The organism is Fibrella forsythiae (assembly GCF_017353175.1).
GTDB classification, from domain to species: domain Bacteria; phylum Bacteroidota; class Bacteroidia; order Cytophagales; family Spirosomataceae; genus Fibrella; species Fibrella forsythiae.
Window position 1 is genome coordinate 260,684 of the sequence record NZ_JAFMYW010000007.1, and the last position, 14,770, is coordinate 275,453.

9 protein-coding genes are annotated in these 14,770 nt (G+C 51.4%); 5 read left to right on the plus strand and 4 right to left on the minus strand.

What is annotated here, in order from left to right; all coding sequences use genetic code 11:
• Nucleotides 1-26 precede the first annotated feature (26 nt).
• Nucleotides 27-710, plus strand: a complete 684-nt coding sequence (locus tag J2I46_RS22140) for an IS3 family transposase (protein ID WP_310589073.1) — start codon at nt 27-29, stop codon at nt 708-710.
• Here J2I46_RS22140 and J2I46_RS22145 read toward each other — a convergent pair.
• Entirely contained in the window at nt 707-2,113 is a 1,407-nt protein-coding gene (locus J2I46_RS22145; protein ID WP_207331248.1) for a site-specific integrase, read from the minus strand. The two genes, J2I46_RS22140 and J2I46_RS22145, sit on opposite strands and share 4 nt — an antisense overlap.
• 1,017 nt (nt 2,114-3,130) lie before the next feature.
• Here J2I46_RS22145 and J2I46_RS22150 point away from each other — a divergent pair.
• Entirely contained in the window at nt 3,131-5,677 is a 2,547-nt protein-coding gene (locus J2I46_RS22150; RefSeq protein WP_207331426.1) for a M1 family aminopeptidase, read from the plus strand.
• Nucleotides 5,678-5,829: 152 nt separating this feature from the next.
• Here the strand turns inward: J2I46_RS22150 and J2I46_RS22155 are convergent, their stop codons facing one another.
• Nucleotides 5,830-8,172 (minus strand): S9 family peptidase, encoded by a 2,343-nt coding sequence (locus J2I46_RS22155; RefSeq protein WP_207331249.1) that lies wholly within the window; start codon nt 8,170-8,172, stop codon nt 5,830-5,832.
• 309 nt (nt 8,173-8,481) lie between these two features.
• Here J2I46_RS22155 and J2I46_RS22160 point away from each other — a divergent pair, with 309 nt between their 5' ends.
• Together J2I46_RS22160 and J2I46_RS22165 are read left to right on the plus strand one after the other, a co-directional pair.
• Nucleotides 8,482-10,095 carry a SulP family inorganic anion transporter gene (locus tag J2I46_RS22160; protein ID WP_207331250.1) on the plus strand — a complete coding sequence of 538 codons (1,614 nt, stop codon included), beginning with the start codon at nt 8,482-8,484 and terminating at the stop codon, nt 10,093-10,095.
• A complete protein-coding gene (locus tag J2I46_RS22165) occupies nt 10,049-10,720 on the plus strand; it encodes a carbonic anhydrase (RefSeq protein ID WP_374758100.1) in 672 nt (223 codons plus the stop codon). The genes J2I46_RS22160 and J2I46_RS22165 overlap by 47 nt, the downstream gene beginning before the upstream one ends.
• A 54-nt stretch (nt 10,721-10,774) precedes the next feature.
• Here the strand turns inward: J2I46_RS22165 and holA are convergent, their stop codons facing one another.
• Nucleotides 10,775-11,794, minus strand: coding sequence for a DNA polymerase III subunit delta (gene holA, locus J2I46_RS22170; RefSeq protein ID WP_207331251.1), 1,020 nt, complete (start codon nt 11,792-11,794; stop codon nt 10,775-10,777).
• A gap of 141 nt (nt 11,795-11,935) precedes the next feature.
• Here holA and J2I46_RS22175 point away from each other — a divergent pair, with 141 nt between their 5' ends.
• Nucleotides 11,936-12,667 carry a DUF6503 family protein gene (locus tag J2I46_RS22175; RefSeq protein ID WP_207331252.1) on the plus strand — a complete coding sequence of 244 codons (732 nt, stop codon included), beginning with the start codon at nt 11,936-11,938 and terminating at the stop codon, nt 12,665-12,667.
• A gap of 141 nt (nt 12,668-12,808) precedes the next feature.
• On the opposite strand, the gene J2I46_RS22180 is transcribed toward J2I46_RS22175, so the two are convergent.
• Complete coding sequence (locus tag J2I46_RS22180) at nt 12,809-14,746, minus strand: glycoside hydrolase family 88 protein (RefSeq protein WP_207331253.1); 1,938 nt, start codon at nt 14,744-14,746, stop codon at nt 12,809-12,811.
• Nucleotides 14,747-14,770 lie beyond the last annotated feature (24 nt).

Genomic DNA, 14,770 nt, shown 5'->3' on the forward strand with positions numbered 1-14,770 from the left:
CACCGGGCTGACGTTCCAGCCCCCGGATCGCTGATGAATTGCAGGAACTAGGCATAAAAGCGTCACGGAACCGGGTGGCCCGATTGATGCGCAAGGCAGCTATCCGTAGTATCATGTATAAACAGTATCGTGTTCAGACGACCGACTCATCGCATGATTATCCAGTAGCTAAGAATCTGTTAAACAGAGACCTTACGGCTACTAAGCCAGGCCAGAAATGGGTGTCCGATATTACCTATATTCCAACTGGTGAAGGCTGGCTATACTTGACAACTGTGCTGGATTTGGCAGATCGAAAGGTGATCGGCTGGGCATTGAGCGATACCCTGAAAGCCATCGATACGAGCGTGGCTGCGTGGCGTATGGCGCTCAAAAACAGGCGTATAAAGGGTGAACTTCTCTTTCATTCAGATCGTGGCGTCCAGTACGCTTGTACTGAGTTTAGAGAGCAATTAAAGGGACTGCCAGTCGTACAGAACATGAGCCGGAAAGGCAACTGCTGGGACAATGCCGTGGCGGAAAGCTTTTTCAAGACGTTCAAAAGCGAACTGGTGAACCATACTGATTTTCCGACTCGGAGTGTAGCGCGGTTGGCCACCTTCGAATATATCGAGGGTTGGTACAATCGTCGGCGGAAACAGTCAAGCCTGAACTATCAAACTCCCGCTCAACAAGAATCATATTTTTACACTTTCCCAATGGCCGCTTAAGAAAAATCTCCAGTGTACTGTTGAAAGTCCATAGACGTTGAGGCAGCGGCAACTTGCTTTTGCCAGTGCTGGGCTATGATTTGTGCGTGCTGTTCTTCATCAAGTTTGATATACCGCATGAATGCTTTCTCTGTCTTGTGGCCAGTGATCTTCATGATCGTTATGGCTGGCACTCCGAGCACATACATGTTAGTTGCAAAGCTTCTCCTCGCTGTGTGCGTGCTGACGAGTTCCCACTTCTCAACGGAGCGTATAACCCGCTTTCCTCCCTTCGTTATGCCTTTGCATTCTTTCTGGGTGATTCCAGCAACTTGGCAAAGCTCCTTTACGTAATCGTTCATCTTCTGGTTACTGATCGCGGCGGGCAACGTACCTGCGTACTTATCGAGCATAGCCGTAACGACGGGGTGACAAGGTATAACGACCTTACCTTGCGTCTTAAACTGCTCCATCCTGATAAGCCCGTTGCTGATGTATTCTGGCCGTATGGCCGTGAAATCAGAGAAGCGAAGCCCGGTATAGCATCCGACTAAGAACAGACCTCTGACGCGCTCCAATCGCGATTTGCCGGTGAGGTCTAAATCAATCAGTAGCTTTAATTCTGGCTCGGTCAGATACACGCTGTCAGCATCTTCTTTCATCACCTTGAACCGGCTGTTCTTGTATTCAGGGTTTACCTCAACGCCTAACGTCTTTGCCTTGGCGGCCGCTTCGTTGAGGAATACTTTCAGGGTATGTAAGTACTTACCTACACTGTTCACGGCTAATCCTTCGCGTTTGGCGGGCTCCTTCTTTTTGGTCGCTTCCTCTCCCCCTTTTTGGCTTCCTCTCTTCTCCGGTCCTTTTTTGGTCAGGTACGTTGTGAAGGCTTCGTAGAATGCCAGGTCCATCGTATCGAAGTCTACCGGCCGATGGTACTCTTTCGCGAAATCACGAAGTACCTTGACCGTAGTTCTGTACTTCTGTATCGTGCGGTAATGGATCTGCTTCCCCGTTTCGATGTTAACCCGTTCGTTGGCGGTCTCGATAAACCTGTCAATGAAGGTAAATAGAGCGGGCTGCGTTGGCTCCTCCTTAGCTACTGGCTTAAGGTATTCATCAATACGGGCCCTAACACTCTGTTTTGTTAAAGGAATGAGATTTGCCTTCATATCACTTATGATTGCCTTGATCTTTTCCTCTGTATTACCTAACCAAGTGTTTATATCGGCCTTATCAGTGGCCGCAACAACATTCTTTACCCGGTTAGTACCTATATTCCAGTGTGCGGGTAATACCTTCCAGCCTGAGCCAACGTTGAGGCGCTGGTTCTCGAATCGTACTACACAGATAATAGGCGTTGGTTTGGTTGCCTTTGAATCACGAAGCAGGTAAGTAACGGGTGAATCAGCGGTACGAGCCATAGACGTTTAGCGGGCTTATTCCGTACACCAAATATAAGTCTGTGTACGGTATGGTGTACGGAATAGCTTAACTTATTCATGTTCGGCCTAATCCTACCTAACTACTCTCCTATCCTAAACGTGGCTTTAATGATTAAATAAGGGTATTTCATGCTGGTAACTCTCTTGAATCGAAAACATAGAATTAGGTAGGTGAGAGCGTGCTCCCCGCTACTTAATATCGTGTTGTTCACCGATTAGCCAACCCGCCCAAAAAGCGGGTTTTTGGCATTTATGGGCCCATTCATATCGACTTTAGCCAGATATGTCAACACAATCCCAACGGATAGTTAACTGATCTATCCACATGATAGTCAATACTTTATAGATAAAGATGGTCGTTTTTATGACCATCAGCTGACCCTATCCGTAAGCCGAAGGGAGCTTCTGCCTGTCAGGATCTTCCCTGTTTCAGCCACCTTGCCTTCATTGACTTTACCCTTCGCCCCAATCTGTCGAGAACGCTGTATCGGTATTGATCTTCCTGCCAGTCCAGATCAACCAGATCTTTACGGACTGCAGTGCGCCGCTTTGCCCATCTGGATCCGGCATATCCTAATCCGATCAGGATAGCCAGGATTAAAAGAATGATCGTACTCACTTCCATTTCGTTCCGGGTTGTTCAGGTAGCTGTTGATTGACGCCTACCGAAGCAGGCTACAGGGAATAACCATAAACTGAGCGACATGGCTATCTACCTGATCGACTTTCGGGAATCTGGCTACGCCCGCAAGCAGCTTCCTGCTTCATAGGTCGGGTAGGTGTTTTGCCACTTCGGTAGAATAAACCGGGGCCGACTTCATATAAACAGGCTGTAATACTTGAGTTGGTAACCAGCGCTATGGTAAACCTGATCTACTTTACTACTTTCATTACCTATCTATGAATTACCTCTCGCGTTATATGCCCGCAAGCCTCTCCCCTGCTCACTACTGGCCACTGTCTGCCCTTACGTTTTCGTTGCTACAACTATTAACTATGGCTGCCTATGGTCAGAGCAAGCCAGCATCATCCGTCAACTTACCCGTTGAAGCAGGGGTGTCGAAACAACTGGCCATCCATCGAAAACAAACGATCAGTCAGTTGGCGTATGCCATTCGGTTCGATATCCCTACTGGTAAAGTTCAGCCCATCAGCGCCTTCGAAACGATCTCATTCAATTGGAAACAGAATGATCAGCCGGTTCAGCTCGATTTTAAAGAGCAACGTACCCAGCTTCAGCGTATACTGGTGAATCAGGTTGAGATTCCCGTTGTTTTCGGCAATGAGCATATTCTTATTGATGCCCATCTGTTGAGAGCAGGTGCCAATCAGGTATCCCTTCAGTTTACGGCCGGTAATCTGTCGCTCAACCGCAGCGACGATTTTCTGTACACCCTACTTGTTCCCGACCGTGCCCGCACCGTATTTCCCTGCTTCGACCAGCCCGATCTGAAAGCGTCTTTTCAGCTCACCCTGACCATCCCCGGAACCTGGCGGGCAATGACCAACGCCGCGTTGCTGGATTCGAGCCGCAGCGGCGATCGGAAAACGCTTCGATTTGGCGAATCGGAGGTAATCAGCACGTACCTATTCTCATTTGCGGCCGGTCGGTTCGAGACGGTAGTTCAGCAGCGCAATGGGCGAGAGATGCATTTCTTCCATCGCGAAACAGACTCAACGAAAATTCGGCTGAGCATGGACCCCATTTTCTCTACTCATTCCGATGCGCTGACATTTCTGGAAGACTATACGCAGATCAAGTATCCGTTCAGCAAGTTTGATTTTGTGGCTATTCCTGATTTTCAGTACGGTGGCATGGAACATGTTGGTGCCATACAATACCGGGCAGCGAGCCTTTTTCTGGACAATGGTGCCACCCGCGATCAGAAACTGAGTCGGGCAACGCTGATTGCCCACGAAACAGCCCACATGTGGTTTGGCGATCTGGTAACGATGCGCTGGTTCGATGATGTCTGGATGAAGGAAGTCTTCGCCAATTTTATAGCCGATAAGATCACCGAGGTAAATATGCCCGATGGCAACTACGACCTTGAGTTCCTGATTGCCCACTTCCCCGCAGCCTATGACGTAGACCGAACTGAAGGCGCCAACCCCATTGGACAACCGCTGGCCAATCTGCAGGAAGCTGGCACGCTGTACGGCGGCATAATTTATCATAAGGCCCCCATCATGATGCGGCAGTTGGAACGACTGATGGGCAAAGAGGCACTGCGCAATGGCCTGCGTGAGTACCTGAAGAAATACGCCTACGGTAACGCCTCCTGGGCCGATCTCATCGCCATTCTGGACGCCTACACCCCCTCCGACCTGCTGCGCTGGAATCGGGTTTGGGTGAACGAAACAGGGCGCCCCCGTTTCTCGTACCAGTTAAAAACCAGTCAGCACAGGATTTCTCAGTTTGTCGTATCACAGACAGGCGAAGACGGCTCAAACAGGCAATGGCCCCAGTTTTTTGAGGTAGCGCTGGTATATCCAGACCGGGTGGAGGAACTGACCGTGAACATGAACCAGCCCGTAGTGACGCTAACTCAGGCAGTGGGCAAGGCCGAACCGCTGTTTGTCCTTTTTAATTCGTCGGGGCAGGGTTACGGGCAGTTTCCCGTTGATCCGCGCCTGCTATTGGGCCTGAACCAGCTTACCAATCCGGTGGGGCGGGCATCGGCCTACATCAGTTTATACGAAAATATGCTGGGCGGAACAGCCGTGACGCCAAGCCAACTGGCAGCGCTGTATCAACAGCAACTCAGCCGGGAAACAGAGGAACTGAACATTCGACTGATCACCAATCAGTTGTCTGACATTTTCTGGCGGCTCACTCGCCCCGACGATCGGCCTGCACTGGCCGCGACGCTGGAAAGTGAACTCTGGCGGGCGCTGGAACAGGAGAAGCAGGCTGGAAAAAAGAAGCTGTTGTTTCGCTGTTACCAAAGCATTGCCCTGAGCAATGAGGCCCGCAACCGGCTGTACGCTATCTGGAACAATCAGCAGGCACCTGCCGGTGTCACCCTCACCGAAGATGATTACACCAGCCTGGCGCTGGCGCTGGCCGTACGCGACTACCCCGCCGACGGATTACTTCAGCAGCAATTGGCCAGGATTAAAAACCCGGACCGTAAAAAGCGTCTTCAGTTTATGATACCGGCGCTGTCGCCGGATAAGGAAACAAGGAACGCCTTCTTCGCTTCCCTGAGCAACGCAGCCAACCGGGAACGCGAAGCCTACGTCACGGCCGCACTGGGGTATCTTCACCATCCGCTACGGGCAGCTACGTCAGCGAACTACATCAGAACCAGTCTCGATCTGCTTGAAGACATTCAGCGAACAGGCGACATATTCTTTCCTGAATCCTGGCTCCGTTCAACGCTGAGCAATTACCAGACGCCGGAAGTGACCCGGATTGTACGCACTTTTCTGACCGAGCATCCTACGTATAATCCCCGGCTGAAGGCAAAACTTCTTCAGGCCGCCGATGGCTCGTTCCGGGCTGCTAAACTGCTTTACCCTGCCCGCCAGGTACGTTAGTCAGACAGTACTTACGTAACCGGTGGCCAACAGATCGGCAAATAATTGCTGATGGCTGGATGTTGTGCGTTGTTTATCCCGCTTATACAGGAAGAGCGCTGGCATGCCTACCAGCGCTCTTCCTTGTTTTCAGGTACGTTGCCTGCCCTGTGCTACCGCATTACGCTGGTACGCTGATCGGGCTTAAGTTCCAGTTGAAACTCTTTGGGCGGTTCTGATCCCAGCAGGTGCCGAACAAAGTAATCCCAACGCCGGCGTGTCATGTAGGATGTGTAGCTGCCAAATCCATGACCGCTGTTTGGAAACAGGACGAGGTCATAATCTTTATTAGCTTTCTCCAGGGCCTCTACAACCAGCAATGTGTTCGAGGGTGGTACGTTGTTATCCATCATTCCGTGGGCCAGCATCAGCTTTCCTTTCAGGTTCTTGGCGTAGTTCTGGTTGGCCTGCGCTTCATAATCCGACGCCGATGTCAGGCCGTTATAGCGCTCGCCCCAATCATCTTCGTAGTTCCGGTTATCGTGGTTGCCTGATTCGGCTATGCCTACTTTGAAGAAATCCGGGAAGCGAAACATAGCCGTTGCTGTAGCAAACCCACCACCGGAATGACCCCAGATACCAACCCGGTCCAGATCCATGTAGGGATATTGCTTAGCCAGTTGCTGAATACCGGTGATCTGATCAGGTAGTGTGTTCTCGGCCATGTTGCCGTAGCTCATGTCGTGGAAACGTTTTGACCGGAGCGGATTGCTGGTGCCTTCAAGTTCTACCACCACAAACCCCAGTTCAGCCAGTGCCTGGTTGTCTTTCCGGGCGGCAGAGAACGACCAGTTGCCCACACTACCTCCCTGAGGCCCAGGGTATATGTAATCAATCACCGGATATTTCCTGTTCGGATCAAGGTTGGTTGGCGTGTACATCAATCCGTACAGATCAGTCTGGCCGTCCTGCGCTTTCACCCGGATTGGCGTGGGCGGCCGCCAGCCAGTTGCCGTCAGGCGGGAGATGTCTGCTTTCTCCAGGCTGGCTATCAGCTTCCCGTCCAGATTACGAACCACACTAACCGGGGGAACATCCGGTGCTGAGTAGCTATCGACGAAATACGTACCTGACGGCGAAAAGCTTACCTGGTGATTACCGGGCTCGGGCGTAAGTACAGCGAACTGCCTGCCATCAAACCCAATCTGACAAAGCTGCCCAAAATAGGGATTCGCCGCCTGACGTCCAACCGCCATAAAGTAGAGCATCCGCTTCTTTTCGTCGACCTTCAAGAGCCGGGTTACCAGCCAGTCGCCCTTGGTGATCTGATTTTTCAGTTGTCCGGTGGCGCCGTCATAGAGGTACAGATGACCCCAGTTGTCGCGCTCCGAGAACCAGATGAATTCATTCGTTTTCGATAGGTATCGCCAGTTTATAGCGCCCCAACCAGATTCATACTGCGTGGAAACCGTTTCCTCGAACACGTCACGAACAGCCCCTGTTGTAGCATCGGCAATGCGTACCTTTTCCTGTTTATGGTCGCGTGAGGTCGATACAAACGCCAGTTTAGCTCCGTCTTCCGTCCAGTTGACGTCATCGAACGTTCCGCTACTGGCTATATCGTCGCTCAGCGTTGCCCGGTGCGGATCGGGTGGCAACTGAAGCTGAATGACTTTAGGTACGTCTACCTCGATGATCACCCGATGAATCATGGGAATGACCTTGTCTCCCGGCAACGGATATTTCCACTGCCTCAACATCGGTTTTCCCACGTTGGTGGTCACCAGGTACATATCGCTTACTTCGCGCTGATCCTGTTTGAAGGTAGCGATCTTTTTAGAGTCTGGCGACCAGGCCAGAATAGCCCTGTCGCTCGATTTCCAGCCTGCGTTATCAGTGGCGTAGCCAAAATCTTTTATGCCATCAGTGGTTAGCTGCGTTTGGGCACCCGACTGCACGTCACGTACCCACAGATTGTAATCTTTGATATAGGCAGCCCGTTTTTTGTCGGGCGAGAGCACTTCGTTTCCGTCACTTTCTCTGGCCCCCCTGCCACCGCCGCCGGTAGTTGCTCTGGTGTTGGTGGTATCTGCCGTCAACTGATCGGTCAACGGATTGTACTGCCACGATTTACCACCCACTTGGATAACGACGGCCTGATTACCGGGCGTAAAACTGAAGCTTTGAAAAGGCAACCGGGCAGCTTCGTAGGTTTTTCCAGTAACTTTTGAAAGCGTCGTGGCTAGTTTTTGCGCATCGAACGGCGCTGATCGCATACCTTTTGCCGGGTCAACCAAAACAAACTCGCTTCCTCCGGCATTCAGGTCGCGATACCAGAACCGGTCACCTGATAACCAGTTTGGCCGAAGGCTGCCGTGATCGATCAGTTGCTCAGCATTAGACCCCATAAACCGTTGCGCCTTCTCATACTCGTTGGCGGTCAGGGTGGGCCGTGGCTGGGCGTTGGCACAGAGCGCAACCATAAAAGGTAGGCTTGTCAGTAAGATTCTACTCATAGTTTGTTGCGTTTCCTTTGACAACTGTGTGTCGATTTACTCTTTCTCATACGGGTTGTCGTCTCTGTTGGTAAGAGGCCTCAAAAATAAGTGAGCGACCACTATAAATGCCCACGAAACACGACAACTCATCGCCCATATTCCATCTTCTGCCAGAAGAAGGCTGGACGACGTACCTATATTGAAAACTACCTATTCAAACCTGGTGTAGCACAAAAGAAATAATTGTTTTTAATCTTCTTTTAATAATGCGGAGGCTTTGATTAATTTGTCTCCAATGTGCAGCAGTGCCTCAACCCACCCTCTACCATGCAACTAGTCAATCCAATAAAAACGCTTAAGCACTACCGCTTAGCTGATCTTCAGCACGATCTACCCGCTGGGCTCTCGGTCTTTCTGGTTGCGCTCCCCCTTTGCCTTGGTATTGCCTTAGCGTCTGGCGCTCCGCTTTTTTCCGGCCTGGTAGCCGGGATTCTGGGCGGCATTGTGGTTGGTACCTTATCTGGCTCCGAACTGAGTGTGAGTGGTCCCGCAGCTGGCTTGGCGGTCATCGTGGCTGATTCCATTGTTAAGCTGGGTACGTTCGAGGCCTTTCTGGTAGCCGTAATGCTGGCCGGAGCTATCCAGGTAGCCCTTGGCTGGTTCAAAGCGGGTCGTTTCAGCAGTCTGTTTCCCGACAGTGTGATCAAGGGAATGCTGGTTGGTATTGGCATCGTTATCATTCTCAAACAAATTCCACACGCACTGGGGCGCGACAATGATTACGAAGGTGAATTTGAGTTTAGCCAATTGGCCGATGGTGAAAACACAATCTCCGAAATCTACCGCGCTTTTGTCACGGCCAGCCCCGGCGCCGTTCTGATCAGTATACTGTCGATCATCGTGCTCATCTTTTGGGAACGAGTAGCGGGACGGGGTTACAAATTTTTCAAAAACCTCCCGGCTGCTCTGACGGTTGTCTTTATTGGTGTAATCTTCAATCAACTGTATTTAGTCTATTTTCCTGACTGGTATTTGGGCGACAACAATGAACACATGGTGCGGGTACCGATTATGAAGGCAGGCCAAAGCATAACGTCCATCTTCGATTTTCCTGATTTCAGCAGCCTGGCTAACCCGGCGGTTTATGGCGTTGCGGCAACTATTGCCCTGGTGGCGAGCCTGGAAACCCTGCTCAATCTGGAAGCCTCCGACCGCCTCGACCCGCTCCGCCGCAACTCATCAACCAATCAGGAATTGATTGCTCAGGGTATGGGGAACATTTTCTCAGGATTACTCGGTGGTTTGCCAATCACCTCGGTTGTTGTCCGAACGTCGGCAAACGTGTTCGGAGGAGGTAAAACACGTGTTTCGGCCATTACACACGGGGTGCTGCTGCTTTGTGCTGTGGCGCTGGCAGGGGCCATGCTGAACCATATTCCACTGGCCTGCCTGGCCGCTTTATTGATTATGGTTGGCTACAAACTCGCCAAACCTGCCTTGTTCATCAGCATTTACCGGGAGGGATTGAATCAGTTTGTGCCCTTTATCGTCACGGTGATCGGCATTGTCTTTACCGACCTGCTCATCGGCATTTCGGTTGGTACAGTCATTGGCTTACTGTACGTCCTGTATTCCAATTCGCGGGCCACTTTCCGGGTCATCCGGGACGGAGATAAAGTGCTGATCAAGTTTCAGAAAGACATTTATTTTCTGAGCAAGCCGCAGCTGAAAGAGACGTTACAAAGCCTGAAACGGGGCGACAGGGTATACGTTGACGGCCGACACGCTAACTTTATCGACCACGATATTGTGAACATGTTGACTGATTTTTCGGTAACGGCAAACATGCAGGGGATACACTACGAACTCAACGAAATATTTTTAAACAAACAATATGTCAAAGAACATGCAAGCCTACGAGAAGCTATTACTGGCGAATAAAGCCTGGGCCCAGGAGCAACTCGAGTTAGACGATTCCTATTTTGATAAGCTGGCAGAAGGGCAAAAACCCAAGTTTCTGTGGATAGGCTGCGCAGACAGCCGTGTGTCGGCCGAAAGCATTACGGGAGCCAAACCAGGTGAGATATTTGTGCACCGCAACATTGCCAACATGGTTGTTCATACCGACATGAACCTGCAAAGTGTGTTGCAATACGCGGTGGAAGTCCTGAAAGTTGAGCACATCATTGTTTGCGGCCACTATGGCTGCGGCGGAGTTAAGGCAGCCATGACGCAAGACGACCTGGGCTTGATTAACAAGTGGTTGCAGAATATCCGTGATGTGTATGCCCTCAACGAAGAGGAACTTACAAGCATCGAAACGGAAGAGGCCCGCACAAACCGGCTGGTTGAACTAAATGTGGTCTCACAGGTAATGAACATCGTTCGTACGGCGGTTGTACAGCTTGCCTGGCGAAATGATCAGCGGCCCATCGTTCACGGCTGGGTATTTGGGTTAAACACGGGCATGATTACTGAGTTGATCAACGTTGATCATACGTATGAATTGCCTTCGATCTTCCGGTACAATTTCCCCAGGCCCACTGCGGATAAGATCGGGAGTTAAACCTGACCTGATCAATAGTCCTGCGCTGACTATACGTGGCCGCAGATTGGCGGTTTAGTGCAACACACTAAATATTAATTCTTTCAGGATATCTCCTTCCGACAACGCAGGCGTGTCGATGCCTTTTGCCTGTGCATCGGCGCGCCTGATGGCGTGAATAATATCGGCTACTTTGACCATTGGGTAAGCACGCGCCGCCGACAGGTAGTCTTTGACAAAAAACGGATTAACCGCCAGGACAGAGGCCAGACCCCGCTCGCTTTGATCTTTGCTTGCCTGCACCAGCAACACGCGGCTGAAATATTGATATAGCTGGGCCAGCACCACCACAGCCGGGTTGTCTTTAGCATTCCGCCCGAAATAATCCACAATGCGGTTTGCCTTTAGCACATCGCGTTGGGCAAGTGCCTTCTGTAATTCAAATACATTGTACTCCTTGCTGATGCCAACGAGCCGCTCAACGGTTGTGGCCGAAATCTCTTCGTCGACGCGCAGGTTTAGCAGCATCTTGTCTACCTCACCGGCCATTCGTTTCAGGTCATTACCGATCGACTCCACCAGCATCTGGCAGGCTTTCGGGCTGATCTTTACGCCGCGGCCACGGCAATACTCCCCAACCCAGTCAACGAGTTTATTTTCGTACAGTTTTTTCACACCCAGCAGAACGCCTTTGCTGGCAAATGCCTTCACCCAGCCTTTGCGTTCGTCGAGCGGTTCCTGGTGAAAGATGGCCAGCACCGTGCTGCCAAGCGGTTCCATGGCGTAGCTTTCCAGCAATTGCTGCCCCTGTTTGTCTTTAATTCCATTCAGTTGCTGGGCTTCCTTTACCAGCACCAGTTGCCGGTCGGCCATAAACGGATAGCGGCGGGCATTGTTGAGGACTGTGCCTACATCGGCGTCTTTACCGAACAGCACAAACTGGTTGAACCCCCGCTCGGCCACCGGCACCACTACTTTTTCGAGTTCGTCGGCAATCTTGTCGAGGTAAAACGGCTCGTCGCCGTGAATGAGGTAAACGGGCGCAATTCGCTTATTGCGAATGTCTTTCAGAAGGGTATCTACGGTAGCTGACAAAGGAAAACGAGCAACCCACGGAGGGTTACAGATAACGTGTACGTAAACCAGGCAATCAGACATACTTGGTGCCTGCGCCCAGCCCATGACAAACTTACAATTGAAAACCGTAGGTTTACACCTAACTCAACCGATCCGCCTATGCTCCGTCTTATCTTCAGCTACAGTATCTTTCTATTCCTGCTAGCGTCTTGTACTCCCCAAAAAACAGCCCAAACTATCATCGATCAGTCGATTACTGCCCACGGTGGCGACGCCTGGCAGAACAAACGTATCACCTTTGATTTTCGGCAGTTTCACCTCGAACTTCAACAACAGGGCGGAACCTTTCGCTACGAACGTACCCACACGGATTCAGCAGGCGTTGTCATTCGCGAAGTACTGACCAACGATTCGTTTGCACGTTCGCTGAATAATGTGCCACAAACACTCGACACTGCGCAGATCGGTAAATACAGCCGGGCGGTGAACTCAGTGGCCTACTTCGTGCTCTTACCGTTCAAACTCCGCGACCCCGCCGTTATTGCCAGCTACATCGGCGAAAGCACAATCGGCGGCCAGGTGTATGATAAAGTTCAGGTACGTTTCAAAGCAGAAGGCGGTGGGAAAGACCACGGCGACACGTTTTTCTACTGGTTCAATCAGAAAACCCACACCATGGATTACCTCGCCTACAGCGAAGGCGGCCCCCGTTTCCGAAAAGCCATAAACCCGCAGACCGTCGGCGATATTCGCTTCCAGGACTATATCAATTATAAAGGCGACGAAAAAGACACGACTTCGGTAGGTACGTATGACAAACGATACGAGGCCGGGCAACTTCCCGAACTATCGCGCATCGAACAGAAAAACATTCGGGTTACGCCACTATAACATCTGGTTAAAACAGAAAAGGCAACGTACCTGACCCGTCAGGTACGTTGCCTTTTCTGTTTGTTGCATGGCTTCGCGTGCGGGCCCTTCGACCGCACGCGAAGCCAGACAGCATATCAGAATGCATCTCAAGCATTAAAGCTATTTCTTGCCCGACAACAGCCAGCTGGCTAGTTCTTTTGCTGCTTTGAAGTTTTCGTATTGAGCGGGAATCCGGCGTCCGTCAACGTATTCGTTGTAGAGCCAGGGGTCACCTACCGCGAATACCCTTCCCTTGCCAACAGAAGCTACGGCCATAATGATATTCCCTGCTTCTGTTACTACCGCTTTGGCCGGACCCGAAACGGCAATGGGCGAAAGCTCTTTGATATAGACCGAACGGGTTTGTGGAAAGAGCGACGTACCCGCCGGAATCTTGACAAGGCCCTGCTCCCACTTGGTTCCCTGCACCATATTGATGTTGGCCGGCAAAAACTGAATACCAAACTGCGCAGCCAACCTGCCAAAGTTTTTGTGTTCGCAGTTCGATGTGTCGTTGGCCATCAGCACCAGCGTACCGCCCGCCTTTACCCAGTCAGCAATGGCTTTGCTGTCGGCCTCGCCCACGTAATTCGGTTTCGCCGTTTCCTTCGGCGTGTCGGGGTCAACAATGATATACACGTTTACACCTTTCAGGCTGGCGGCCGTTGGCGGGCCTGCCACCGTAGTTGTTTTAGCCCCCAGATGTCGGAACGCATTTCCCCACCAGTAGAAACCCGAATGCATACGATCCTCCCAGAGGTAATGAAACGGTTCCTGTTCACCCGTTATACTCTTTCGGAACTCATGGTTGAAATAATTATCAACGGCAACTGTTTTTCCGTTCCCGAGGCTGTTCTCCCGGGCGATCTCCATCTCAACGCTGGCCATGATAAACGGACCAACGCCTTTCAGATCATCCTGCCGAAGTTTTTCACTCAGGTAATACTCGTAGCTGCCGTCCCGATACGGATTACCGCCAAGGCCACTGACCAGTACGGTCTTTTCGAGGTGAATCAGGCCTTTTTCATCCGTCGAGATGAAGTTTTTGAGCATACCGGCATAGCCTTTTTGTGCCGCAGCCATCATCGACGCCGGCAGGTAGCCCATCCGGACACCCTTTGCCAAAGCATACACAAACATGCCCGTTCCCGAGGCTTCGAGGTAGTTCCCCTTGTCGCCCAGGCGGTTTGTTACCTGATACCAGCAGCCCGAAGCCGGGTCCTGAAATTTCACGATAGCGGGCAGCGTGCGGTTGAGAATGGAGATCAACTCGCCCCGGCGTGGATGCGACTGGGGCAGATAATCGAGTACATCAACCAGCGCCATCACGTACCAACCCATAGCCCGGCTCCAGAAATTCGGCGACTGACCGGTTTCTTTGTTCGCCCATTTCTGCTCGCGGCTTTCGTCCCAGCCATGGTACAGCAAACCCGTTTTCGGATCGCGGCCGTGCTTCTCCATCCACACAAACTGATTCACGATATCGTTAAAATCGCGGGCCTGCGCGTCACCTCCATACAAAAGGGTGTACTCGGCATAGAATGGTTCGGCCATGTACAGGCCGTCGAGCCACATCTGGTTGGGATAAATCTTCTTATGCCAGAAACCACCCTCCTTTGTGCGGGGCTGTTCGGCCAATTGCTGCCTGAGCAGGTCTGCCGCCTTTTTATACTTCTCCCGGCCGGGCAGCGTCTGTTGCGACAGCGTCAGCAATGATCGGCCGGGTGTTATATAATCGATGTTGTAATTATCTTTTTTGTACGTACGTATCGAGCCGTTGTCGTTCACGTACCTGTCCATATTCTTCTGAATATACTGGAAATAACGGTCGTCGGCGGTGCGGTACCAAACCTGTTCGGCGGCCTGCAGGAGTACGCCCATTTCATATTCCCAGCGGGCATCTTTCCCTTCTTTCACGTAGGCCAGTGAATCGGGGTTATTGGTCATGATCGTTGCCAGCATACGCTGCGACCAGGGCGCATTCGTTGAAACAGATTGTGCCAGCGCGAACTGACCAATCGCCAGCAGGCAACAAAGGAGTCGGGTTTTCAGAATCATTTTTTTACTTTACTTAAAGCGAAT

Coding starts and splice junctions, on each gene's coding strand:
- J2I46_RS22160 (WP_207331250.1), top strand. CDS start 8,482: ATGCAACTAGTCAATCCAATAAAAACGCTTAAGCACTACCGCTTAGCT.
- J2I46_RS22145 (WP_207331248.1), bottom strand. CDS start 2,113: ATGGCTCGTACCGCTGATTCACCCGTTACTTACCTGCTTCGTGATTCA.
- J2I46_RS22165 (WP_374758100.1), top strand. CDS start 10,049: ATGTCAAAGAACATGCAAGCCTACGAGAAGCTATTACTGGCGAATAAA.
- J2I46_RS22180 (WP_207331253.1), bottom strand. CDS start 14,746: ATGATTCTGAAAACCCGACTCCTTTGTTGCCTGCTGGCGATTGGTCAG.
- J2I46_RS22175 (WP_207331252.1), top strand. CDS start 11,936: ATGCTCCGTCTTATCTTCAGCTACAGTATCTTTCTATTCCTGCTAGCG.
- J2I46_RS22155 (WP_207331249.1), bottom strand. CDS start 8,172: ATGAGTAGAATCTTACTGACAAGCCTACCTTTTATGGTTGCGCTCTGT.
- J2I46_RS22150 (WP_207331426.1), top strand. CDS start 3,131: ATGGCTGCCTATGGTCAGAGCAAGCCAGCATCATCCGTCAACTTACCC.